Annotated in this window: 26 protein-coding genes and 2 pseudogenes; 13 read left to right on the top strand and 15 right to left on the bottom strand. The window is 64.5% G+C overall.

Features of this window, described 5'->3' with window-relative positions:
• Window positions 1–100: 100 nt before the first annotated feature.
• Window positions 101–442, top strand: a pseudogene (locus tag NKH29_RS08860) (ArsR/SmtB family transcription factor); the annotation flags it as partial.
• Window positions 443–454: 12 nt separating this feature from the next.
• On the top strand, window positions 455–934 hold the full coding sequence (locus NKH29_RS08865) for an SRPBCC family protein (RefSeq protein WP_352548748.1): 480 nt from the start codon (window positions 455–457) through the stop codon (window positions 932–934).
• A gap of 18 nt (window positions 935–952) precedes the next feature.
• On the opposite strand, the gene NKH29_RS08870 is transcribed toward NKH29_RS08865, so the two are convergent.
• Window positions 953–1,420, bottom strand: a complete 468-nt coding sequence (locus NKH29_RS08870; protein ID WP_352548750.1) for a 2'-5' RNA ligase family protein — start codon at window positions 1,418–1,420, stop codon at window positions 953–955.
• Here NKH29_RS08870 and NKH29_RS08875 point away from each other — a divergent pair.
• Entirely contained in the window at window positions 1,319–1,744 is a 426-nt protein-coding gene (locus NKH29_RS08875; RefSeq protein ID WP_352999442.1) for a hypothetical protein, read from the top strand. The two genes, NKH29_RS08870 and NKH29_RS08875, sit on opposite strands and share 102 nt — an antisense overlap.
• Before the next feature lie 64 nt (window positions 1,745–1,808).
• On the opposite strand, the gene NKH29_RS08880 is transcribed toward NKH29_RS08875, so the two are convergent.
• The 6 genes from NKH29_RS08880 to NKH29_RS08905 all read right to left on the bottom strand — a co-directional run bounded on the left by NKH29_RS08880 (window position 1,809) and on the right by NKH29_RS08905 (window position 7,857).
• Window positions 1,809–2,894: an ABC transporter ATP-binding protein gene (locus NKH29_RS08880; RefSeq protein WP_352548690.1), complete on the bottom strand. Its 1,086-nt coding sequence runs from the start codon at window positions 2,892–2,894 to the stop codon at window positions 1,809–1,811.
• Complete coding sequence (locus NKH29_RS08885) at window positions 2,884–3,492, bottom strand: cupin domain-containing protein (RefSeq protein WP_352548691.1); 609 nt, start codon at window positions 3,490–3,492, stop codon at window positions 2,884–2,886. The genes NKH29_RS08880 and NKH29_RS08885 overlap by 11 nt, the downstream gene beginning before the upstream one ends.
• A gap of 179 nt (window positions 3,493–3,671) precedes the next feature.
• Window positions 3,672–4,742 (bottom strand): ABC transporter substrate-binding protein, encoded by a 1,071-nt coding sequence (locus NKH29_RS08890; RefSeq protein WP_352999397.1) that lies wholly within the window; start codon window positions 4,740–4,742, stop codon window positions 3,672–3,674.
• Window positions 4,727–5,605 carry an ABC transporter permease gene (locus NKH29_RS08895; RefSeq protein ID WP_023716833.1) on the bottom strand — a complete coding sequence of 293 codons (879 nt, stop codon included), beginning with the start codon at window positions 5,603–5,605 and terminating at the stop codon, window positions 4,727–4,729. Before NKH29_RS08895 ends, NKH29_RS08890 begins: the two co-directional genes overlap by 16 nt.
• Window positions 5,602–6,489, bottom strand: coding sequence for an ABC transporter permease (locus tag NKH29_RS08900; protein ID WP_352564767.1), 888 nt, complete (start codon window positions 6,487–6,489; stop codon window positions 5,602–5,604). The genes NKH29_RS08895 and NKH29_RS08900 overlap by 4 nt, the downstream gene beginning before the upstream one ends.
• Window positions 6,490–6,573: 84 nt before the next feature.
• Window positions 6,574–7,857: an NAD(P)/FAD-dependent oxidoreductase gene (locus NKH29_RS08905; protein ID WP_352588943.1), complete on the bottom strand. Its 1,284-nt coding sequence runs from the start codon at window positions 7,855–7,857 to the stop codon at window positions 6,574–6,576.
• A gap of 225 nt (window positions 7,858–8,082) precedes the next feature.
• Here NKH29_RS08905 and NKH29_RS08910 point away from each other — a divergent pair, with 225 nt between their 5' ends.
• A complete protein-coding gene (locus NKH29_RS08910; RefSeq protein ID WP_023716830.1) occupies window positions 8,083–9,240 on the top strand; it encodes a fumarylacetoacetate hydrolase family protein in 1,158 nt (385 codons plus the stop codon).
• A 45-nt stretch (window positions 9,241–9,285) separates the two neighbouring features.
• Here the strand turns inward: NKH29_RS08910 and NKH29_RS08915 are convergent, their stop codons facing one another.
• A complete protein-coding gene (locus tag NKH29_RS08915) occupies window positions 9,286–9,720 on the bottom strand; it encodes a substrate-binding domain-containing protein (RefSeq protein ID WP_352494013.1) in 435 nt (144 codons plus the stop codon).
• 85 nt (window positions 9,721–9,805) lie between these two features.
• Window positions 9,806–10,135: pseudogene (locus NKH29_RS08920) on the bottom strand (type 1 periplasmic-binding domain-containing protein); the annotation flags it as partial.
• On the opposite strand from NKH29_RS08920, the gene NKH29_RS32620 reads away from it, so the two are divergent.
• Entirely contained in the window at window positions 10,073–10,633 is a 561-nt protein-coding gene (locus NKH29_RS32620) for an AMP-binding enzyme (protein WP_502911229.1), read from the top strand. The pseudogene NKH29_RS08920 and the gene NKH29_RS32620 overlap by 63 nt on opposite strands.
• 6 nt (window positions 10,634–10,639) lie before the next feature.
• Here NKH29_RS32620 and NKH29_RS08935 read toward each other — a convergent pair whose 3' ends face one another.
• The 4 genes from NKH29_RS08935 to NKH29_RS08950 all read right to left on the bottom strand — a co-directional run bounded on the left by NKH29_RS08935 (window position 10,640) and on the right by NKH29_RS08950 (window position 13,937).
• Window positions 10,640–11,848 carry a CaiB/BaiF CoA transferase family protein gene (locus NKH29_RS08935; RefSeq protein WP_352588938.1) on the bottom strand — a complete coding sequence of 403 codons (1,209 nt, stop codon included), beginning with the start codon at window positions 11,846–11,848 and terminating at the stop codon, window positions 10,640–10,642.
• Complete coding sequence (locus tag NKH29_RS08940; RefSeq protein WP_023716825.1) at window positions 11,848–12,339, bottom strand: MaoC family dehydratase; 492 nt, start codon at window positions 12,337–12,339, stop codon at window positions 11,848–11,850. The genes NKH29_RS08935 and NKH29_RS08940 overlap by 1 nt, the downstream gene beginning before the upstream one ends.
• Window position 12,340: 1 nt before the next feature.
• A complete protein-coding gene (locus NKH29_RS08945; RefSeq protein ID WP_023716824.1) occupies window positions 12,341–12,577 on the bottom strand; it encodes a biotin/lipoyl-containing protein in 237 nt (78 codons plus the stop codon).
• A gap of 172 nt (window positions 12,578–12,749) precedes the next feature.
• The gene (locus NKH29_RS08950; RefSeq protein ID WP_352999401.1) at window positions 12,750–13,937 is read right to left on the bottom strand and encodes an ABC transporter ATP-binding protein; all 1,188 of its coding nucleotides are present in this window, start codon (window positions 13,935–13,937) and stop codon (window positions 12,750–12,752) included.
• Window positions 13,938–14,183: 246 nt separating this feature from the next.
• Between NKH29_RS08950 and NKH29_RS08955 the strand changes: the two genes are divergently transcribed.
• The 8 genes from NKH29_RS08955 to NKH29_RS08990 all read left to right on the top strand — a co-directional run bounded on the left by NKH29_RS08955 (window position 14,184) and on the right by NKH29_RS08990 (window position 21,276).
• Window positions 14,184–15,317: an enolase C-terminal domain-like protein gene (locus NKH29_RS08955; RefSeq protein WP_352999403.1), complete on the top strand. Its 1,134-nt coding sequence runs from the start codon at window positions 14,184–14,186 to the stop codon at window positions 15,315–15,317.
• Window positions 15,318–15,356: 39 nt separating this feature from the next.
• Complete coding sequence (locus NKH29_RS08960) at window positions 15,357–16,154, top strand: SDR family NAD(P)-dependent oxidoreductase (protein ID WP_352861778.1); 798 nt, start codon at window positions 15,357–15,359, stop codon at window positions 16,152–16,154.
• A gap of 19 nt (window positions 16,155–16,173) precedes the next feature.
• Complete coding sequence (locus NKH29_RS08965) at window positions 16,174–16,647, top strand: VOC family protein (RefSeq protein WP_352588929.1); 474 nt, start codon at window positions 16,174–16,176, stop codon at window positions 16,645–16,647.
• A gap of 96 nt (window positions 16,648–16,743) precedes the next feature.
• Complete coding sequence (locus tag NKH29_RS08970) at window positions 16,744–17,751, top strand: alpha-ketoacid dehydrogenase subunit beta (protein ID WP_352999405.1); 1,008 nt, start codon at window positions 16,744–16,746, stop codon at window positions 17,749–17,751.
• Window positions 17,748–18,782, top strand: a complete 1,035-nt coding sequence (locus tag NKH29_RS08975; protein WP_352494006.1) for a thiamine pyrophosphate-dependent dehydrogenase E1 component subunit alpha — start codon at window positions 17,748–17,750, stop codon at window positions 18,780–18,782. Before NKH29_RS08970 ends, NKH29_RS08975 begins: the two co-directional genes overlap by 4 nt.
• Complete coding sequence (locus tag NKH29_RS08980; RefSeq protein ID WP_352494005.1) at window positions 18,761–19,045, top strand: muconolactone Delta-isomerase family protein; 285 nt, start codon at window positions 18,761–18,763, stop codon at window positions 19,043–19,045. The genes NKH29_RS08975 and NKH29_RS08980 overlap by 22 nt, the downstream gene beginning before the upstream one ends.
• A gap of 15 nt (window positions 19,046–19,060) precedes the next feature.
• A complete protein-coding gene (locus tag NKH29_RS08985; RefSeq protein WP_352999407.1) occupies window positions 19,061–20,065 on the top strand; it encodes a MaoC family dehydratase in 1,005 nt (334 codons plus the stop codon).
• Window positions 20,062–21,276, top strand: a complete 1,215-nt coding sequence (locus tag NKH29_RS08990; protein ID WP_352494003.1) for a CoA transferase — start codon at window positions 20,062–20,064, stop codon at window positions 21,274–21,276. Before NKH29_RS08985 ends, NKH29_RS08990 begins: the two co-directional genes overlap by 4 nt.
• Window positions 21,277–21,390: 114 nt before the next feature.
• On the opposite strand, the gene NKH29_RS08995 is transcribed toward NKH29_RS08990, so the two are convergent.
• Window positions 21,391–22,407, bottom strand: coding sequence for a LacI family DNA-binding transcriptional regulator (locus NKH29_RS08995; protein WP_352999409.1), 1,017 nt, complete (start codon window positions 22,405–22,407; stop codon window positions 21,391–21,393).
• A 5-nt stretch (window positions 22,408–22,412) separates the two neighbouring features.
• Window positions 22,413–23,210, bottom strand: coding sequence for an SDR family NAD(P)-dependent oxidoreductase (locus NKH29_RS09000; RefSeq protein WP_023716813.1), 798 nt, complete (start codon window positions 23,208–23,210; stop codon window positions 22,413–22,415).
• Window positions 23,211–23,354 lie beyond the last annotated feature (144 nt).

The raw sequence follows: 23,354 nt of genomic DNA on the forward strand, positions 1-23,354 counted from the left end.
GGGCTCCGCGATTTTGGCGCTTGCCAATAGTAAGGACTTTCCCTAAGTGTTTTCTAAGCCAACTCTGGTCACGCGGAATGGCCGAGGCAAGGAAATGACCATGACGAGCCTGCAGACCGAAAGCCCCCCGCCGATCGACGGCATTTTCCGGGCGCTCGCCGATCCGACCCGGCGACGCGTGGTCGAGCGACTGAACCGAAGCCCCGCCTCGGTCAGCGAGCTTGCGCAGCCGTTCGAGATGGCCCTGCCATCCTTCATCGAGCATCTCCGGGTTTTGGAAGGCTGCGGGCTGGTGCATTCGGAGAAGGCAGGCCGCGTCAGGACCTACCGGCTCGCGCCGGAGCCGTTGAAGCTCGCGGAAAACTGGTTGGCCGACCAGCGGGCGCTGTGGGAGCGCCGTCTCGACCAGTTCGACGACTACGTGCTGAAACTCAAGGAGAAAAGACAGATGAATATGGTCCCGTTGTTCCAACCCGATCCGAAGCTCGACCTCGTGCTCGAACGGACGATCGAGGCGCCGCGAGAACTGCTGTGGACGGCCCTGACGAGGCCCGAGCATGTCCGCCAATGGTTCACGCCGAAGCCGTGGATCATCACCGATTGCGAGATCGACCTGCGGCCCGGCGGTCTGTTCCGCACCCGCATGCAGTCGCCCGACGGCAAGGAGGTCAACGACAGGCGTTGCTGCTACCTCGAGATTGTTCAGAACGAGCGGCTGGTGTGGACCGATGCGCTGCTGCCCGGCTACCGGCCGTCAGGCGACCCATTCATCACAGCGGTCATATCGCTGCAATCGCAGGGCGAGGCGACGCGCTACACCGCGACCGCTATCCACCGCGACGAAGCCACGCGTAACAGCCACGAGGAGATGGGCTTTTACGACGGCTGGGGCACGGTGGCGGATCAGTTGGCCGGCTATCTCAAGACGATCTGAGGCGACCCTGCTTCGCACTCACATTGCGGCCACGGAATCGTCGTGGCCGTTCAACCGCCAGCGTCCGAGCTCGTCGTACCGGCCTTGCCGGATCAGACTGCGGATGAGCACAAAGTCACGTACGGTCCAGTTGATCGGTTCGATCGCCCGTTCGCGAACCCTTTGAACCCGCAATTTGTCACGAAGCAATGTAACATGAGCTTCAAAGGAGCTCCCCACGAAGGGCTTCAGCGGGCTGTCGGCGATCAGGGCGGTAAGATTGCGCCAGAACGCTTGCAGAGGCGGGACGCCATCGCTGCCACGCAGCACCAACGCACCGCCACCGAAAGCCGACAACCGATCGAACGACACTTCAAAAGGTTTCGCCTGGACCATCGAGGCGACGTGGCGGGCGATTTCGACCAATTCCTCCGGCAGTCCATCATAATCGCCGAGCCCAACAAGCGAGATGTGCAGGCGTTCTGCCGGAAACGCTTGCCCTCGCAGTCCCGATTCTCGCCGCCAGACGCATGCCCGGCGTGCAAGCGGCACGGCGATCGTGCTTTCAAGAAGAATGGCGAAGAACAGTCGGTCGTTCCAGCGCCGATCCAGTTCCTGCCAGTTGAAAACGGCTTGGCCGTTGTCGGTGATCCTGAATGCGGGCAGCTCATTCATGTCATTGCTCCTCTAAAAAGCCATTCCCGCCCAGCCAAGCAGAATAGAACAAAAAGAGAACAAATCAACGGAAATGATACGAGCGCTGGTGCTGGCAGCATCAATGCTCGCAACCACATTTCGGTCGGCCGTATGTTGATGGCTCAGGCGCCGTAGCCGATGATGCCCTTGATCTCGAGGAAATCGTGGATCGCCCGGTCGGCGTATTCGCGGCCGTTGCCTAGCTGGACAGCATAGGGCAGTTGGCGCCACGGCGCAGGCTGATATGCGCCACGTCGCCGACGCTGAATTGAAAACCCTCCGCCCGGCGCGGCGCGTCGATCACCACCTGTGTCCCCTGCCCCAGCTCTGCATGAAGGCGCAAGGTGCGGCCGTGAAAGACGATGCTGTTCACCCGCACCGGTGCAGTACCGGCCGCGGCCTCTGTCGTCGCCAAAAGGTCCTCCGGACGCACGCCGATGGTGCGCACCGTGCCCTCGCCAGGCAGTTCGCCCGTCTCCGAAACCGCTTCCAGCGGCAGGGCGCCGGCGGCGAACCGCAAGCGCTCGCCGTCACGGCCGACGAAGCGCGACTGCAGAAGGTTCATCGTGCCGATGAAGCTGGCAACGAATTTGGTGGCGGGCCGGTCGTAGAGGGTCGCCGGCGGCGCAATCTGCTCGATGCGGCCTTTGTTCATGACGACGATGCGATCAGAGATCGACAGCGCCTCGGTCTGGTCGTGCGTGACCATGACGAAAGTGGTGCCGAGGCGCGACTGCAGTCGCTTCAATTCGACCTGCATCTGTTCGCGCAGATGCGCATCGAGCGCCGACAACGGCTCGTCGAGCAGCAGCACGCGCGGTTCGCAGACGATGGCGCGGGCAAGCGCGACGCGCTGGCGCTGGCCACCCGACAATTCGGACACGCGGGCGCCGAGCTTTTCAGCAAGGCCGACCATGTCGAGCGCTGCGCCGACGCGCTTTGCCTGTTCGGCACCGGAGAGCTTGCGCAGCGACAAGCCGAAGCCGACATTTTCGGCGACGTTCATGTGCGGGAACAGCGCGTAGTCCTGGAATACGGTATTGACCGGACGGTCGAAGGGCCTGAGCGCACTGATGTCGCGGCCTTCGAGCAGGACCTTGCCGCTCGACGGGCTTTCGAAGCCGGCGATGACCCGCAGGCTGGTGGTCTTGCCGCAGCCGGATGGTCCGAGCAGGGTCAGGAACTCGCCGCGCGAAATATCGAGATCGACGGCATCGAGCCCGACGATGCTGCCGGGGAATATCTTGGAGACCTTGTCCAGCCGGACGAGCGGATCAGGCGCCATCGCGAACCTCGGACGGTTTGGTCGTGTTGACCCACAGGATCTGGCAGCGCTCGCTGCCCGGATTGCGGAAGGCATGCAGCAAGGTGCTCTTGAAGGCGAAGCTGTCGCCGGCCTTCAGGCCGTATCTGGTCGAATCGACCACCAGCTCGACCTCGCCCGAAAGGACGAACCCGAATTCATGGCCTGCATGGGCGTAGGCTTCGGCGGTGCCGCCACCGGCCTCCACCGTCACCAGCATGCCGGTCAGCGTAGCGGCCGGCGGCGACAGCAGTGCCTTGGCAATGCCTTCCGACTTGACCGGGATCTGCCGCCGGCTGTTGGCGCGCACACAATAAAGATCGTTGCCGGCGTCGTTGCCGTCGGCGATCAGCGCGGACGGCTCGATGTCGAGGGCGGCGGCGAGCGGCCAGATCACTCGGACCCGCAATGACGACATGCCGCGCTCGATCTGGCTCAGCGCTCCGATCGAGACGCCGGCTTTGGCTGCAAGTTCGGCCAGCGAGAGATTACGCTCCAGCCTTAGCGCCCGCACGCGCCGGCCGACCCTGACGTCGGCGTCGTCCTTCGGCTTCTCAGCCGCTTCGTCCAGCATGTCCATTCGTTCGTCCTTGTTTGGTAAGGTTTCCCCTTCTCCCCTTGTGGGAGGAGGTGGATAGGCGCGAAGCGCCGAAACGGATGAGGGGTGTTGGGCGGAGTGCCGTCGGTGCCATCTGGAACACCCCTCATCCGTCGCCTTCGGCGACACCTTCTCCCCAAGGGGAGAAGGAAGAAGCAGGCTCAGCCGCCCGCCTTGACCTTCTCGAACATCTTGGCGAGTTCATCATTCTGTTTCATCGGCCCGGTGAAGATGGTGGTCTTCAGCATCACTTCCGGATCGGACGGCAGCTGCAATTTCTCCAGCTCCTCCTTCGGCACGGCAGCGAAAGCCGAGCTGGTCGAGCTGCCATAGCCGTAGGCCTGGATCAGGTATTTGCCTGAGTCCGTTTCCAGCCGGCTGTTGATGAAGTCATAGGCGAGGTCGACGTTCTTTGCATCCTTGAGCATGACGAAACCACAAGCCCAGGTAAGCATGCCTTCCTTCGGCTTCATGAACTCGACAGGCACGCCTTGCTTCTTCAGCGACGTGGCCGATGCGTTCCAGGTCATGGCGGCGACCAACTGCCCGCTCGCCAGCGCCTGTTCAACCGATGTCATGTCGGTGGTGTAGTTCGAGAGCAGCGGGCGCTGCTCGCGCAGTTTCTCCGCAACCTTGTCCATCTGTTCCGCCGTCATGTCGAATGGATTGACGCCGGCAAGAAGGGCCGCCACCACCGGAGTATCGTGGACGGCATCGATGGTCGCCATGCGCCCGGCATATTGCTTGTCCCAGAGCAGGTTCCAGCTCGCTTCCGGGTTCTTCACCAGATCGGTGCGGTAGAGAATCGAGGTGTTGCCCCAGTCCCACGGCACCATCCAGACCTTGCCGTCGCCGGCCTGCAGGTCGGGCAGGTTCTTGAAGACCGGGAAGATCGAATCCCAGTTCTTGATGCGCTTGGTGTCGATCGGCTGCAGCAGGCCTTCCTTGTTCCAGCGCGCCACCTTGTCATAGCATGGGTGCGCGACATCGGGGCGGAAGCCGGCCTTGACCTTGGTGAAGGCGTCATCGTCGTCGCCGAACATCGAGGCTTCGACACCATCGGGGTGCACGGCGAGGAAGCTCTTGTTGAAGTCGGGCAGCTCATAGCCCGACCAGGTGAAATATTGCAGCTTGTCGCCGGCAAAGGCGACAGTCGACGCAAGCGCCAGTGCGAAGGCGGCCAGTCCGGTTTTCGCTGCCTTTGTCGTTATCGATCTCAGGTCGAATGCCATTGCAGTTCTCCTCTTTCGGTTTCTTCTGGTTTTGACAGGCTGGCGGTCGCTGGCCGCTGAGCGGCGGCAAGCCCGCGATGGCGCAGGATTTCGGCGAGTGCGGCGGTGACGAAGGACACGGCCAAGATCGCCGTGCCCAGCGCCATGACGGTCGGCAGCGATTTCGGGAAGCGCAGCTGGCTCCAGATATAAAGCGGCAGCGTCGGCTCGGTACCGGCAAGGAAGAAGGCGACGATGAACTCGTCGAACGAGGTCAGGAAGGCCAGCATGAACGCCGAGATAATGGCGGGCAGGCTGAGTGGCAGCATCACCCGCCTGAAGGTCGTCCAGTCGGAGGCGCCGAGGTCGAGCGCTGCCTCACGGATGGTCTTCGGGATGGCGGCGAAGCGGCTGCGCATGACCACCACCGTCGCCGGCAGCGCCACCAATATGTGGCCGAGCACAATGGCAATGCGCGACGGCCCAAAGCCGGCGAGGTTGACGAGGATGAGCAGCGATATGCCGACGATGACGCCTGGGATCAGGATCGGCAGCCGCGCTATGGCACTGATGGTGGCGGCCAGCGGCGAGCGTCCGTAGAGGTCCATGTAGGACACCGTGATGCCACAGAGCGTGGCGCCGGTGGCGGCAATGGCGCCGATGACGAGGCTGTTGGCGAGCGCACCGGACAGCGCCGAATTGCCTAACAGCGTGCCGTACCATTCAAGCGTAAAGCCTTGCAGGGGAAATGCCGCCTGGACGGAATTGTTGAAGGAAAACAGCGGGATCAGCAATATCGGCAAATACAGGAACACCAGATAGGCAAGGACATAGGCACCGAGCCAGCCGCCGCCCTGCCTTGCATCGATACGCGCTGTGTTCATGTGCGGCTGCCGTATCGGCGGTCGGCGAAGCGCACCACCAGCACCACGGCGAGAATGACAAGCATGACGGCGACGGCGAGTGCGGCGCCGAACGGCCAGTCATTGGCCTTGCCGAACTCGGCCTGGATCAGTGTGCCGATCATCGTGCTGGCAGGGCCGCCGACCAGCGCCGGGGTGACGTAGTCGCCGACGGTCGGCACAAAAACGACGAGGGCCGCAGCCAGCACGCCAGGCATCGAATTGGGCAGCACGACGCGGCGGAAGCTGGTGAACGGTTTTGCGCCGAGATCGGAAGCGGCTTCGAGCAGCGATTTCGGGATCGTGTCCAGCGCCACGTAGATGGGCAGGATAGCGAATGGCGCATAAGCGTGGGCGAGCGTGACGACGACTGCTGCCGGCGTATTCAAGAACGCCAATGTCGGCTCCGACCAGATGCCGCTTTCAATCAGCGCCGAGTTCAGCACGCCATTATAGGCAAGCACGATCTTCCAGGCGAAGACGCGCAGGAGATAGCTGGTCCAGAACGGCAGGGTCAGCAGGAACAGCAGCAGCCCACGCCGCCGCCCGGCATGGAAAGCCAGATAATAGGCGACGGGATAGGCGGTGACGACGGTTGCGAGCGTGACCAGGCCGGCGATGCCCAGCGAGCGCAGCGTCACCGTCCAGTACAGTGGATCGGTGGCCACAGTGACGAAATTCGCAAGGGTAAAACCAGCCCCCAGCAGCGAGCCGTCATTGCCGCGGAAGGCAAGGAAGAACACCAAGCCAAGGGCGAAAAGGATCAGCAGAAAGGTGACCAGCCCGCCGGGCAGCAGCATAGCGAAACGGAAGCCTGGCGAAGACCGGGTTTCCGGCAGCGGCTGCGTTGCGGCAATGGTCGACATTGACTGTCCGTCGAAATTTGAAATCGACTAAGCTTTTTTCATATTGGTGAAACTGTCAAGCTGTTTCACGCTTGGGAATGAAAGTCAGCGTTCGAACGCGTCCAGCATCCGGTACCAGGCGATGGTCGCGGCAACGCCGACCTGCCGAAACGCGTGAAAAGGGATCGGCCGGATCGGCGATATCGGGAACGGCAATTGCCTGGTGTCGCCGCTCGACAGATAGGAGGCGATGCGCTCGCCAAGCGCGGTCATCAGGCCGATGCCGCGGCCCTGGCAGCCGACGACCGCCAGGAGACCCTTCTCTGGCTCGTGGATATGCGGGAGATGGTCCGGCGTCATTGCCACCCTGCCGAACCACCGCTTTTCAATGGCAATGTCTGACAGCGCCGGATAAAGCCGCAGCAGAGCGCGTTCAAGATGCGCCCAGTCGGCCGGGCCGTTCGGCAAAGCCATGCGGCCGCGCCCGCCGAGCACCAGCCGGCCGTCGGCACTCTTGCGGTAATAGACGAGGATGCGGCGCGAATCCGAAACCGCCTGCCCTTCCGGCAGGATCGCCGCAGCGAGATTGGACGATAGCGGCGCTGTCGCGATCTGGAAGGAATGCAGCGGAACGATCGTCTCGGCGAGGCCGGGGAGCAGGCCGCCGGTATAGGCGTTGGTCGCCAGAACGACCACCTTGGCCTTCAGTTCGGCGCCGCTTTCCGCCGAAACGTGCCAAATGCCAGCATCCTTGCTGATCTGCATCACGTTCTGGCGTTCGGCGATCTTCACGCCCGCCGCGGCAGCGACGCGCGCCAGTTCCGACGTGTAGGCGAGCGGATCGATGACACCGGCGCGGCGATCGAGCCAGCCGCCGAGATAGCCTTGCGCGCCGGTCATCGTCGCAATCTCCGTCGCGCTCAGCAGCCGGACATCGGCGCCGCGGGCGCGCCACTGCCGATCCCGGTTTGCCGCCGCTTTTAGCGCGGTCCCGGTATGCGCCGCCTGGATCCAGCCATTACGGACGAACGGCACCGCCAGTCCTTCGTCGCGGATCAATTCGAAGACGGTGTCAGCGGTCGAGGCGGCAAAGTTGACGAGCGCTTCGCCGCGCTCCAGACCAAAATGCTCCAGCAGCCAGTCCGGATCGTATTTCAGGCCGGGAATGACCTGACCGCCGTTCAGGCCGGATGCGCCATTGCCGATTTCGCCGGCGTCCAGCACCTGGACGGCAAGACCGAGCCGGGCGGCGTGCAAGGCCGTCGACAGCCCCATGATGCCGCCGCCGACGATGACGACATCGACGCGTCGGCCGGCTGGAAAAAGCGACTGGAACGCGGTTGCTGTCCGCGGCTTTTGCCAGATTGGATCGGAAAACCGTAAGCGCAAGCGTCACCTGGAGATTTCAGTAAGTGAAAACCCTAGCGACGATTTCATTATTTTGAAAGAGCGTTTTCCATGGCCATTGGCGCACGTCAGGCTCGATCAAGGTCCAGCGATGCGAAGACCGCTGGAAAGAATTGACAAAGCTCACCCTGGAAGCGGGATAGACGTTTGGCGGGAATTTGTTGAAAGTGCCGCGGCCCAAGGACAAGACAACAGGAAACGTAAGTCATGACGAACGCCACACATTTGCCCGCCGAGGGCCTCTTCGTAGGCCGCGCCCGGACGAGCGATGCTTCCCATCCGCTGGTGGTCACGGTGCGCGACGGCACGGTCTTCGACATCACGTCAAATGTGGCACCGACCGTACGCGACATTTGCGAATTGCCGGATCCGGCAGGACACGTCCGCTCGGCCAAGGGGCGGCCGATCGGCCCGCTCGAAGCCATTGCCGCCAACAGTTTCGAGACAGCGCGCGATCCGGGAACGCCGTACCTGCTGTCCCCCGTCGACCTGCAGGCGATCAAGGCGTCTGGCGTTACCTTTGTCGTCAGCCTGCTCGAGCGCGTCATCGAGGAACAGGCGCGCGGCTCGGCGGAGAAGGCCGACGCCATTCGAGCCGACATCGCCGGGCTGATCGGCCACGATCTGTCGAAGCTCAAACCCGGCTCGCCGGAAGCGATGGAGATCAAGGCCAAGCTGATCGCGCGCGGCGCCTGGTCGCAATATCTGGAAGTCGGCATCGGGCCCGATGCCGAGATCTTCACCAAATGCCAGCCGATGGCCTCGGTCGGCTTCGGCGCCGATGTTGGCCTGCATCCGGTTTCGACATGGAACAATCCGGAGCCGGAGATCGCCATGATTGCCGCCAGCAGCGGCAGGATTGTCGGGGCGACGATCGGCAACGACGTCAATCTGCGCGACGTCGAGGGACGCTCGGCGCTCCTGCTCGGCAAAGCCAAGGACAACAACGCTTCGGCAGCACTTGGCCCCTTTATCCGGCTGTTCGACGAGACATTTTCCATCGGCGACGTGAAGAAGGCGGTCGTACGGCTGAAGGTCGAGGGCGAGGACGGGTTCTCGCTGGAGGGCGCCAGTTCGATGGCCGAGATCAGCCGTTCGCCGGAAGAGTTGGTCGCCGCCGCGATGGGGCCGCACCACCAGTACCCGGACGGGCTCGCGCTCTATCTCGGCACGATGTTCGTGCCGTCGAAGGATCGCGGCGAAAAAGGCAAGGGTTTTACCCACAAGGTCGGCGACATCGTCACCATCTCGTCGGAGAAGTTCGGCGCCTTGGTCAACCGCGTGCGGCTGTCACCCGACTGCCCGCACTGGACCTATGGCGCCAGCCATCTGATGCGCGACCTCGCCAGAGCCGACCTGATCTGAATAGAGAACGATCCAATTCGGCAGTAACCAGGCCGTGAACCGCCTCTATTTCGGGACGGGCAAGCAGGAGCCGCCGAGGATCAGATGGGTCGGAAAGGCGATGCGTTGCGCCGGCCGCTCGCTCTGGCGGCCGAGCCGCTCCAGCAGAAGCTGTGCTGCGGTGCGGCCGATCTCCTCGACGGCCCGGTCGATGAGCGTGATCGGGCCGGGATAAAGCAGCGCGACGTCCGACCTGTCGCAGCCGATCAGCGAGATATCGCCCGGGACCGAAACGCCTTGCTGCTGGATGGCGCGCAGCACGCCGACCAGAATGCGGTTGCCGGCGGCGATGATGGCGGTTGGACGCTCCTTCATCTGGAACAGGGCGGTGGCCTCGCGGAAACCGAAGTCCACCGAGAGGCTTTGCGAGCGGATCAGGTCCTGCGGCACCGGCAGGCCGCTGCGCTGGAACGCCTCGACGAAGCCGCGCACCCCGTTCACGGCCCGGCCTGATGTCGCTGCCGGCCGTGATGATGGCAATGCGACGGTGCCCGAGTTCGATCAGATAGCTTGTCGCCTGCCGTAACCCGGCGGCGTGCTCGGTCAGCACCGCGTCGATCTCGAGCGGAATGTCGCGATCGAGCAGTACTGATGGAATCCGCAACTCCTTCAAGCGCTTGATGGTGCGCGCATCCTGTTCGTTGTTGATGGTCATGATCATGCCGTCGGCCCGCCCATGCTGCAGCATGTCGATCGCCGCCGCCTCCTCGGTGGCGCGGCCGTTGGTGCTCATCAGGTAAAGCGAATAGCCGCGCTGGCGCATTTCCGCGTCCACCGCCTTGAAGCAACTGGCATGCCAGGGATTGGCAATGTCGTCGATGACGAAACCAACCGTCATGGTGTTTCGACGGCGCATGTTCTGGGCGCGCGAATCGGCTGGAAGCCGAGCGACTGGATTGCCGCGCGTACCTTCCCCAACGTCTCCGGCCTGACAGTCTCAGGCGCGTTCAAGCTCCGCGAAACGGTTCCGACGGACACGCCGGAAACGCGCGCCACGTCGCGTATTGTCGCCGCCAGAATCCGGGTTTTCCATGTCGCGAAACTGAAAATCGAACGCGACATGATGAATGCTGGCGGCTTCCGCGTCTCGCCGCTGGAAGTCGAGGCAGCGCTTGCGCCCTGCCCCGGCGTCGCCGAGATCGCCGTTGCCGAACACCGGGTGCGCGACGATGTCTCGGTCATCGCGGCCTATGTCGTGCGCAAGGCAGGCGTCAGCGTCAGCGCCGAAGATATCGTCGCCCTGGCGGGGCAAAGGCTCGCCGCCTACAAACGGCCGAAACAGGTGTTCTTCGTGCCGAGCCTGCCGCGCAGCACCAACGGCAAATTGCTGCGCCGAAATCTCGCGCCGGACTGAAGTGGTTCAGGTCTTCTGCGTCGGCTTCTTTGCGGCTCCCCGACCCCCAGCGAAGCGGGCGAGCACCGCCTCGGTATCGGCGTCGAACGGACGGCCCTGATGACGCAGGCGGCCGGGTGTCTTCGACATGCCGGCAACGACATTCTGCATCACCACGCCGTCCACTTCGGCGATCATACCGCGGGCGCGGAAATGCTCGTCGTCAAAGATGTCCTTCATGTCGAGGACCTTGGCGATTGCCGCATCGACGCGGCGGAACTCGCGCAGCACCTCCTCGGATGGCCGGCCGGCGACCCAGGCGGCGACATAGGCCTCCAATGCCTCGCGGTTCTGGCTGCGGGCCTGGAAGCCGGCAAAGCGGGGATCGTCACCGTGACCGATCAAGGCCAGGACGCGGCGGGCGACGGAATCGGACGAGCTCGAAATCGCCACCCACACGCCATCGGCGCAGCGATAGGTGCCGCGCGGGACGGTGTAGGGGATGCCGGAGCCGAGCCGCGGCTGCAGATAGCCGAGATGGGCATAGGCGGACGGTAACGGCCCCATGATCTGGAACATCGAGTTGAGCAGATTGACGTCGACTGTCTGACCTTCGCCTGTCCGCTCGGCATGACGCAGCGCCGCGAGCGCCGCAAAGGCGCCGACAAGGGCGGTGACTTCGTCGGTCATGGCGATCGGCGGCAGAAGCGGCGGGCCCCCGGCCTCGCCGAGGAGCCCGGAAAACCCACTCATCGCCTCGGCAATCGTGGCGAAGCCCGGATGCATGGCATAGGGACCATCCTGGCCGAAACCGGTGATGCGCAGGATCACCAGCCTGGGATTGCGGCGCAGCAGTTCGTCCGGCGCAAAACCCAGCGCCTCGAGCTTGCCCGGCCGCATGTTCTCGATCAGTACGTTGGCGTCGAGCAGCAGCGACCAGAGATTTTCCTTGCCGGTATCGGTCTTGAGGTCGAGCGCAATGACCTGCTTGTTGCGGTTGACCAGTTTCCAGAAATAGGAATCCGTTTCCCCCGGACCGGTCCACCCCATGCGGCGGGTCGGATCGCCGCCCGGCCCCTCGACCTTGATGACCTCCGCGCCGAAATCAGCAAGATAACGGCCGGCACCCGGCCCGGCTACGACGGTGGCCAGCTCGATGACGCGGACGCCGTCGAGCGGCCCCGACGCTTCGGCCTTCGGCACGGTCTTGGTCGCTGGCGGAGCCGGCTTGTCCATCACGCGTCCTTCCCGGGGCGCAGCGGCAGCAGGACCGAGCGCGTGAATGTGCAGACTTTGAGCCGGTCCTGGTTGAACCCATCCGTGCGAACGGTCAAAACCCCCTCGCCCTGCCTGGAGGCGGATGGACGCTGCGCCAGTATTTCGGTCTCGCCATAGAGCGTATCGCCATGGAACAACGGAGCGAGATGGCGCAGCTCGCTAAGGCCGAGATTGGCGACCGCGCGTCCGGAAATGTCGGGTACGCTCATGCCGAGAAGCAGCGAGTAGACATAGGTGCCGACGACGACATTGCGGCCTTGCGCCATTTCGGTCTCGGCGAAATGGCGGTCGATGTGGAGCGGGCTGGCCGCCATGGTCAGCAGGCAAAAGAGGTGGTCATCGGCCTCGGTAACGGTCTTGCCCGGCCAGTGCTTGAACACGTCGCCGATCTCGTAGTCGTCGAGATACGAGCCAAACCTTTCGTCGCGGGCCGAATGAACCCTCGGCATGTCAGACCTCGAGCACCAGGGTCGGGGCGCCGGTCCTCACGTCATCGCCGACAGCGATCAATATCTCGATGACGGTTCCGGCGAAGGGTGCGGGAACTTCGACCTGGGTTTTGTCGGTCTCCACCGTGAAGAGGGTTTGCCCCTCGGTGATCTTGGCACCGATGCTGGCCTGGATTTCGCTGATGACGACTTCATCGACGGCATCGCCGACCTTGGGCATCTTGAGTGTGGAACGCATCGTCAGTTCTCCGTCTGCAAGGCGAGGGTTGAAGGAAGTCCGCCGGCTGGCAGCCAGGCTTCGCGGCGGATGGGCGCTTGAAAACACCCACTTCTTCGTTGCCAGACGACAAGACCCCCGCCAAGATCGAGCGCAAAGACTTCGGTGAAATTCGAGGCGGCACGCGTTCTCATCACAGCGCCTTGCCCGTGGTGCCGTCGAAGAGATGCGCGCGGCTACCATCGATGACGAGTTCCAGCATCGTGTCGCGGCGCGGCACCTTGTCGGCGCTGACGCGAAGCACGATCAGGCGGGCATCCCGGCGCACCAGCTCGGCCGGATCGGCGGGAGTGCCGATCGAATAATCATCAGCGGTGCGGATGACGACCTGGGGATTGGCTGGAGCCACCGCGATGAAGGATTCAGGTTCGAGCTGTTCGACCAGCTCGACACGGCCGGCCAGACAGCTTGCTGCCCCCCCGCTGGCCGAAGCTTCGCCTGCAGGCCGCCATGACAGGTGCTCCGGCCGGAGGCCGACCAGCAATGTTCTGCCGGCCGGGAGGTCGTGGGCATCCGACTTCGGTGTCACAACCAGCCGACCGTCGCCGATGGACACGACCATCTTGCCGCGCCCGGCATCGACTACAGTTGCCTCAAGGAAATTCATCGCCGGGCTGCCGATGAAACCGGCAACGAAAATGTTGGACGGCGCGTGATAGAGCGCGTGCGGCGTGTCGTACTGCTGCAGCGCGCCGCACGAAAAGACGGCGACGCGGCTGCCGAGCGTCATCGCTTCGACCTGGTCGTGGGTGACATGGATTGTGGTGACGCCGAGCCGCACATGCAGGCGGCTGAGCTCGGCGCGTAGCTGGACGCGCAATTTCGCGTCAAGATTGGAGAGCGGCTCGTCGAGCAAAAAGGCCTCCGGATCGCGCACAATGGCGCGGCCCATGGCGACACGCTGCCGCTGGCCGCCGGAGAGCTCGCGCGGCTTACGGTCAAGCAGATCGGCGAGGTCGAGAATTCGCGCCGCTTCGCTGACGCGGCGGTCGATCTCGGCCTTGGCAAATTTACGCAACTGCAGCGCGAAGGCGATGTTCTCGCGCACCGTCATTTGCGGATAGAGCGCATAGTTCTGGAAGACCATGGCAATGTCGCGATCGCGCGGCGACACCTCGTTCATCACCTTGCCATTGATGCTGATCTTGCCGGTGGTGATGGATTCCAGCCCAGCGATCATGCGCAACAATGTCGACTTGCCGCAGCCGGACGGGCCGACGAAGACGACGAACTCGCCGTCCTCGACCTCAAGGTCGACGCCATGGACCGCCGAAACGGCGCCATAGAGCTTGCCGACCTTCTGCAGGCTGATCGATCCCATCAACACCCTTCCCTGCGCAACGGCCTGCAAGCAGCCAGGCGCGGGCGATGCAGGAGCGCATTTCGCACCGTTGGCGACTGCCGACAAAAGCGGTCCCGCACCAGAAATTGTGGCACGAGACTAGGCAATTCGAGAATCTATGTCAATCGTTTGACCAGACCAGATCAATCGGTTGACCAAACCGCCTCGCGGGGCTATGGTTGCTCCGCTTTCCCGGGTCGGCCGGGGTCCTTGGGAGGGGATGGAATGCCTGGTCCTTCAACTATCGTCGATATCAGCGTCGCCGCCATACAGGGCCAATTGCCGGCGCCGGTGATCTTTGGCGACTGGGTGATGAAGCAAAGGGAATTCGTGGTCGTGCGGCTGCGCACGCAGTCCGGCCATGAGGGCTGGTCGTTCACGCTGACGCGGGATGGCGCCTGCGCCGAGCAGATCCGCAAGAGCATCGCCCCAGTTTATATCGGTACCGACGTTGGCGACCGCGTGAAGACCTTCAAGACAGCCAAGGGGCGCAGCTACGGTTCGCACAGCGCCGGTGTCGGCTTGCGCGCGCTGTCGCAGGTCGACCTCGCCGCATGGGACGCGGCAGCAAAGATAGCCGACAAGTCGATCGCCGAGTTCCTCGGCGGAACAACCGCGCCAATGCCGGCAACCGCGATCGTCGGCTACCCGCCGGCGCTGATGAACCCGCAGCAGATCGGCGACCAGGTGAAAGGGCTCTATGCCGCGGGCTGGCGCCGGTTCAAGGCGCCAATGGGCGTCACGCTGGATGAATCCGAAGCGCGGCTGCGCGCCGCGCGCAGGAACGCGCCGGACGCCTGGCTCGGCACCGATCTGGTCTGGATGTTCTCGGACGTCGACGCGGCTGCCGCCTATGCCAACCGCCTCGCCGATCTCAATATGGGCTGCATCGAAGACATCTTCCCGCCGGGAAACGCCAGGAAGCTCGCCGAGCTGCGCAAACGCGTGCCGATGCCGATCTGGCAAGGCGACGAACAGGGCGGCTCTTACTATCCCGAAGCGCTGATCATGGCCGGCTCCGTCGACCGCGTGCGCGTCGACCTGACCTGCATGGGTGGGATTACCGGCGGCCGCGCCATCATCGACGAGTGCCTTGCCGCGGGCGTCGATTTCGGTCCGCACATGTTCGCGCATGTGCACAGCCAGGTGTTCAGCGCCTGGGGCTTTTCCGACAAGCCGGTCGAATGGGGCGTGCCGTGGAGCGGCGTCGACCCCTATGCGGACAGCCTGGTGCAACCGGAAATCATCAAGGGCGGGCTGATGAAGCCGCTTCCTGCCAAACCCGGCTTCGGCGACATGCTCAACCGGGAATGGGCGCTGAGCCAGCCGCACCAGGATCCCGACCACATTCTCAACTGACCAAAGCCGCCGCGGAGCGGCCTAGACACGGGCATAGCGATGACCGACGACCAGACCGTTCCCGCCAATTATGCAGCGGGCCTCTTCGACCTCTCCGGCCGCATCGCCGTCGTCACCGGCGGCGGCAGCGGGCTGGGTGCCGCGATCGCGATCGGCTACGCGCAATTGGGCGTCACCGTCATCGTTGCCGACATCAACATGGCCGGCGCCGAAGCGTCGCGCGCAACGATCGCCGAACAGGGTGGCAAAGCCGAGGTCGCCAGCCTCGATGTCACCAAGCGCGACCAGTGCTTCGCCTTGGCCGAGGCGGTCAAGCGCGGTCACGGGCATGTCGACATACTGGTCAACAGCGCCGGCTCGGCCTTCCGCAGCCCGGCCGAGGAGTTCCCCGAGGACAAATTCAACTTCATCCTCGACCTCAACCTGAAGGGCACGTATTTCTGCTGCCAGGCCTTTGGCGGAGTGATGCTCGGCCAGAACAAGGGCTCGATCATCAACATCGCCTCGATCGGCTCGTTCAAAGCCTATCCCTGGGCGAGCGCCTATCTCGCGTCGAAGGGCGGCGTCCTGCAGGTCACCCGCGCACTGGCGCTCGAGTGGCGCGACCGCGGCGTCAGGGTCAACGGCATCGGGCCGACACTGATGGAATCGCCGCTGACCAGGGCGGCGGGAGCGACAAGCTCGATCACCGCCGATTTCATCAAGGCGCGTATGCCGCGGCCGCGACTCGGCTTGCCGCGCGAACTGATCGGCACGGCGGTGTTCCTCGCCAGCGACGCCTCGGAACTGGTCACCGGCCATGTCGTCATGTGCGACGACGGCTATCTGAACGCCTGACCAAAGGAGCGCAGACGGAATGGCCAGGATCACGAAAGCCCATCACACCGGCTTCACCGTGCGCTCGCTCGACCGCTCGATCGCGTTCTATCGCGACGTGCTCGGATTCGAGCTGGCGTTCCAATGGAACCCGCGTGCGCCCTATATCGGCGAATTGGTCGGCTATCCAGAAGTCGACCTGCACAGCGCCATCCTGCGCCTGCCCGGTACCGACGTCTGCCTCGAGCTTCTGGAATACCGCAATGTCGAGCAGATTCCCGTCGACATGCATAACGGCAATGTCGGCAATGGCCACATCGCCTTCAACGTCGATGACCTCATGTCGTTCTACGAAAAACTGACGGCGATGGGCGTCAAATCCGTGTCGCCGCCGGTGACACCGACGATCGGGCCGAACAAGGGCGGCAAGGCGGTTTACCTGATCGACCCGGACGGCTTCCGCGTCGAGCTCATCGAAAGTGCCCAAGCCTTCGGCAGCTACAAACCGGAATGACGCCAGTGCCGATAAAAACGTTTCCAAATCTTTTCCGCTGCGATGATTTCGCCGACGCTATCGACGATCCGAGCAGTGCATTGGGAGGTCTGAACCTTGGCTAAAATCTGGATACGGCAAGCGGTTCTGCGGGCGCTTGACGATGCAATGACGGATGACCCCAGCGTCATCGTCATGGGTGAAGACATCGCCGCCGCCGGTGGTCCGTTCAAGGTGACCGAGGGGCTGCTTGCCACGCACGGCCCCGAACGGGTGATCGACACACCGATTTCGGAAATGGCGTTCATGGGTGCCGCGGTCGGTGCTGCCGTCTGCGGCCTGAAGCCGGTGGTCGAGATGATGTTCATCGAATTCATCGGCGTCGCGCTCGACCAGTTGACGACGCAGGCGGCAACGATGCGCTATCTGTCGCGCGGCCGGCTGCCGCCGCCGCTCGTCGTGCGCGCGTCCGCCGGCGCCGGCCAGGGGTTTGGCTGCCAGCATTCGCAGATGCTCGACCACTGGTTCCGCGGCACGCCCGGCCTCAAGGTCGCGGTGACCAGCAATGCACGCACGACCTATGGCCTGCTGCGGTCGGCGATCGAAGATCCGGATCCGGTGGTGGTGCTCGAACCGCGTGTGCTTTACGCCGAGCGCGAGGAATACGAATTCGACCGCAACTACCGCATTCCGCTCGGCCAGGCCGAGATCGCGCGGCCCGGCACCGACGTGACGCTCGTCACCTGCGGCGCGATGCGGCGGGTGGCGCTCGCGGCAGCGGAAACCAGCCACGCCAATATCGAGGTCGTCGACCTTCTGACGCTGTGGCCATGGGACCGCCGGAGTGTTGCCGAATCGGTTGCGCGCACAGGCCGCCTAGTGACACTCGAGGAGGCGCCGGCCGGCAGCGGCTGGGGCGGCGATGTCGTCTCGTCGATCGCCATCGAAGCGTTCGGCCGGCTGAAGGCGCCGCCGCATCGTATCACTCTTCCCGAAGCGCCCGTACCTTATAGCGGCGCGCTGGAAGCCCGTTTCCTGCCGAGCCCGGCCTATGTGGCCGAGCAGATCGCGACGCTTGTCTCGACCAACAAGCCACCCCTGCCGTGGTGGAGGAACGCAGCATGACGCTCTCCAATTCGAATGTGCCGATCGTGCGGCGCGAGGCCTTGAAGAACAGGCTGGAGCAGCTCACGCGCATGGTCGAGATCCGCGCGGTCGAGGAGCGCATCCAGAAACTCTTCGCCGAAGGACATGTCCGCGGCAGCACACATCTTGCCTGTGGACAGGAGGCCGTCTCGGTCGGCATCGCGCGCTCGATCGATCCCGACGACATCGTGACCTGCACCTATCGCGGCCATGGCCACGCGTTGGCGCTCGGCGTGTCGCCAACGGCGGTTATCGGCGAGATCTGCGGCCGCGTCATCGGTTGTGCCGGTGGCCTCGGCGGTTCCATGCATCTGGTCGAGCCAGAGGTCGGGCTGCTGCCGACCGCCGCCATTGTCGGCGCCGGCCTGCCGATCGCCTGCGGCGCGGCGATGGCGGCACGCGCCCGCGGCAAGGACCGCATCGCCGTATCCATTTTCGGCGACGGCTCGGCCAATATCGGCGCCTTCCACGAGTCGCTCAATTTCGCGGCGATCCGCAAGCTGCCGGTGGTCTTCGTCTGCGAGAACAATCTCTACGGCGAATACACCCGTATCCAGCTGTCGACCCCGGTCGAGGACATCGCCATACGTGCAGCGAGCTACAATATGCCGGGCGTCGTCGCCGACGGGCAGGATGTCGACAAGGTGGCGGAGGCGATGGCGACCGCCGTCGCCCGCGCCCGCCGCGGCGAAGGGCCGACACTGATCGAAATGAAGACCTATCGCTATTCCGGCCATTCACGTTCGGACCCGGCGACCTATCGGCCGGCCGGCGAGCTCGATGCCTGGCTGAAGCGTGACCCGATCGACATCCTGGCAGAGCGGCTGGCCGGCGAAAAAATATTGGCGCCGGGCGGTCTCGACCAGCTTAAGGCCGACATAAGCGATGCCGTGGAGCGGGCGACAATGGAGGTGCTGGACTCACCGGCGCCGGATCTCGGCGAAATCCTGGCGCATGTCGGCGCCCATTCGGCTGGAGGGGACCAGAGATGGAATTTCTGGTCGAAATAGAGGTAAATTTCCCGCCCGACGGCGACCCCCTGCAAAAGGCGGAGCTGATCGCGGCAGAAGGCCGTCGCGCCAAGGAACTGGCCGCGGCCGGCATCGTGCGCCGGCTGTGGCGTCAGCCGGGCCGATGGGCGAATTTCGGCATCTGGGAGGCGCCGGACGCGACCGCGCTGCATGAGGCGATCGCGTCGCTGCCGTTCTACCCCTGGCTGAAGGTGGTGGTGCGGCCGCTGGCAGCGCATCCTTCTGATCCGGGCCGAAGCTGACGAAGGTTCAGCAGCGTGATCACGTCTCCCCCCGCAACAGGCATCGACGGTCCGTTCTACGAGGATCTCCGCATCGGCGACCGCGTCGACGGAGCGCCGGTGATGCGGCTGAGCGATGGCCTTGCCGCTGCCCACCATGCAATCGTCGGCGGCAGGCTGAGGCTGGCCTTCGATGCGGCACTGTCGGCATCCGTGACCGGACTAAAGCAGCCTTTTGCCGCGCCGGCGCTGGTCTGGGACGTGGCGATCGGCCAGTCGACGCTGGTGACGCAGCGGGCGATCGCCAACCTCTTCTACCGCGGTCTGATCTTTCGCCGGGCGCCGGCGATCGGCGACAGTTTGAAGACCGTCACCACCATCATCGGGCTGCGGTCCGCCGCCGCCAGGCCGGGGCGTGCGTCGCGCGGCCTGGTCACCATGCGGATCGCCACCAGCGATCAGGAGGACCGACCGGTACTCGATTTCTGCCGGTGCGCGCTACTACCGGCCAGACAGGCAGGGGATGGTGCCGCGCAGGGCGAAACCGATCCGCCGCGATCCGAGTTCACGGGAGCGCCGGCGGCGATCGGCGGATGGAACCTCGACGCTTACCGCAAGGCGGTGCCTGGCCCGCATTTCAACGATCTCAGCGCCGGCACCATCCATCGCCTTGCCGGCGGCGATGTGGTGAGCAGCGCGCCGGAGCTGGCGCGGCTGACGATGAACCTGGCGACGATCCACCATGACCGCACCCAGACGGGGCAGCGCCTCGTCTATGGCGGCCATACGATCGGGCTGGCAGCGGCACAGTTGACCCGTGCACTGCCGTCGCTGGTAACCATTTTGGGCTGGCAGGACTGCGATCATCTGGGGCCGGTGCACGAGGGCGACACGCTGCACTCCGAAATCGGCATCGGGCGCTGCGAGCCTCTGCCCGGCGGCGGTGGGCTGGTGCATTTGCGCTCACTGGTGCGGGCGACCGCTTCCGATGGCGGGATTTCCGACGTGCTCGACTGGCGATCAGTGGGGCTGTTCGCATGAGCGGCGGCATTCTCGCCGGCCTTAGCATCGTCGAGGGCTCGGCCTTCGTGGCGGCACCGCTCGGCGGCATGACGCTGGCACAATTGGGGGCCGACGTGATCCGCTACGACCAGATCGGCGGTGGGCTCGACCATGGCCGGTGGCCAGTGGCGGACAACGGCCAGAGCCTGTTCTGGGCCGGCATGAACAAGGGCAAGCGTTCGATCCAGATCAACCTGCAGTCGCCCGAAGGGCAGGACGTCGTGGCCAGTCTGATCGCGAGACCGGGGCCGGGCAACGGCATCTTCCTGACCAATTTTGCGGCGCGCGGCGCCCTCTCCTACGAGGCCCTGAAGCACCGGCGCAACGACGTCATCATGATCGCGCTGACCGGCAACAATGATGGAACCAGCGAGGTCGACTATACCGTCAACGCGGCAACCGGCTTTGCCGAAATCACCGGCGCGCGCGGCGCCACGGAGCCTACCAATAGCGTGCTGCCGGCCTGGGACATCGCGATGGGCGAGATGGCGGCGGTGGGCGTGCTTGCCGCCGACCGCCACCGCAGCCGCACCGGCAACGGGTCATTGGTGAAACTGGCGCTATCGGACGTAGCGCTGGCCATGACCGGCAATCTCGGTCGGCTGGCGCAGGCCGAACTTGGAGGCAGTGCCGAAAAGGACGGCAACTATCTCTATGGTGCGTTCGGGCGGGATTTCCTCACCGCCGACGACCGCCGCGTCATGGTGATGGCGCTGACCGGCCGGCAATGGGCCGTACTGCTGCAGGCGACCGGGCTGGACACGGCAAAGCTCGCGGCAACAAGCGGCGCCGACCTCGACAGCGAAGGCGGGCGTTATGCGGCGCGCGAGGCGATCGCCGCCCTACTGGCGCCGTGGTTTTCGGCACGGAGCTTCGCCGACGTGCGGCGCATCTTCACGGCATCCGGCGTCTCGTGGGGGCCTTACCAGACATTCCGGCAATTGTTGGTCGAGGATCCGCGCTGCTCGACGGACAACCCGATGTTCGCAAAGGTCGATCACCCCGGTCTCGGATCGCTGCTGACCCCGACTTCGCCACTGGATTTCTCCTCGGTGGAACGGCTTCCTGCAGTCCGCGCGCCCGTACTTGGCGAGCACACCGACGAGATCCTGACCGAACTGGGGTTGAGCGACGGCGAGATCGGAAGCCTGCACGACCGCGGCATCGTCGCCGGTCCGGCGACGGCTTGAGCCGCGAAGGCTTTAGCGCAATTCCAGGAAAGGTGTGAAACGGTTTTCCGTCCGGAATTGCGTAGAAACAAAGAGATAGAGCGGTTCGGCGTTTCCGTGAAACGATGAACCGCTTTAGCGAGGCGGCGGCGCCACGGATTCGCGGTAAACCAGCTTCGGCGGGATATCGATCACGACATCCTGCGGTTCGCGCCCCTGGATCATGGCTTCGAGCTCGACTACGGCGCGCGCGCCCATTTCGGCGAGCGGGGTAATGATGGCGGTCAGCGGCGGCGCGGTAAAGATGGCGTCCTCGCCGTCGAGCGTGACCACCGAAAGATCGTCCGGCACGCGCACGCCGCGCACACGGGCCGCCGCCAGCGCACCGATGCCGACCAGCATGTTGAAGGCGAAGACGCCGGTCGGGCGTTGCGCCTCATCGAGCAGCCTGTGCAAGGCATCGTAGCCACCGCGGCGCGAGACCGGGCCGGCGATTTCGACGACGGCCGGCAGGCCGGCAGCCTGGCAGACTTCGACGAAGCCATGGCGCCGGCGTCGCGAGGTGTCGAGTTCGGGCAACGCGCCGATGAAGCCGAGGCGCCGATGGCCGGCCTCGATCAGGGTCTGCGCGGCAAGCCGTCCCGAAGCCTGGTCGTCGACGGTGACGCTGCGGCCGATGCTGGAACGGCGGTTGACGAAGACGTGCGGCACCGGATTGTTCTCGATGGCAGCGATCATCTCGCTGGTTTCGGCGCTGACGGCGATGATCAGCCCGTCGATGCGGCGTTCGCTGACCAACCGCATATAGGCGGCGGCGGAGGTGCGCTCGTCCGCAACCTCGGCAATGAGCATGACGTAGCCGGACCGTTCGGCTTGGCGCATCGCACCATGCACCGTCTCGGCATAGATTGGATTGGTGAGGTCGGGCAGCAGAATGCCGAGTGCGCCGGTGCGCTGGGTGCGCAGGTTGCGAGCCGGCGCATGTGGGCGATAGTTGACCCGGCTTGCCTCGTCGATGATTGCTTGGCGCGTCTGCGGCCGCACGCTGATGCCGCCGTCGTTGAGCACCTTGGAAACGGTGGAAACGTCGACGCCGACAGTGCGGGCAATGTCCTTCAGCGTGGCGCGCCCCGGCGGGCTGATTGGCTTCAAAGGCTTCAGCCCTTTCCGTACATGGCGAGCAGTTGCGCGTCGGGCGCATAGCGGTAGCAGCGCGAGGTCAAGCCGCCATCGACGGCCAGCGACTGGCCGGTGACGAACGAGGCCTCGGACGAAATCAGCCACGAGACGGCGGCCGCGATCTCCTCCGGCTCGCCGATGCGCTCGAGCGGATGCTGAATCGACATTTCCTTTTCAGCCACCGCGCTGTCGGGGCTGTCGCGGATCACGCGTTGCACCAGCGCCGTACGGACGGCGCCGGGCGCGACCGCATTGGCGCGGATGCCGATCGGCCCGTATTCGACCGCGATATAGCGGGTCAGCGCATCGATGCCGGCCTTGGCCACATCATAGGCCGCCCACATGTTGAAGGCCGAGCGGCCATGCACCGAGGAGACATTGACGATCGAACCGGTCGCCCGGTCTCGAACCCACGTCCGGATGGCTTCGGACGAGCCCCAGAAATGCGACATCAGGTTGACGGCGAACAAACGCTCGACCTCGGGCTCATTGGGTTCATGCAGATTGCCCATCAAGGCGATGCCGACATTGTTGACCCATCCGCGCAACGGCGCGAGTTGTTCCGCCGCCTCGCGGGCGGCTTTCAGCACCGAGCGGTCGGATGCGTCGCCGCACACCGCATGATGGCCGTTGCCAAGCGTCTTGCCAAGCGCCTCGGCTGCCGCCCGGTCAAGTTCGAGGCCGACGACATTCCAGCCGTCGGCGGCCAATCGGATCGCTATGGCGCGTCCTATGCCGTCGCCCGCACCTGTCACGACAACGCTTCCCAGGCTCATCGACGACCTCCCTGTCGGTTCGGGCTTCGGATGCGCTGGAAGGCCGCCATTCAGTCGCCTGGCACATTGTTGTTTGCCAGCGTGTAGAGGCCGTGCGCGACAGCTGTCAAGCGCCTGCGCCCGAGACAATTTTCACCCATAGAG

Source organism: Mesorhizobium sp. M1295, assembly GCF_040318135.1.
Lineage (GTDB): Bacteria > Pseudomonadota > Alphaproteobacteria > Rhizobiales > Rhizobiaceae > Mesorhizobium.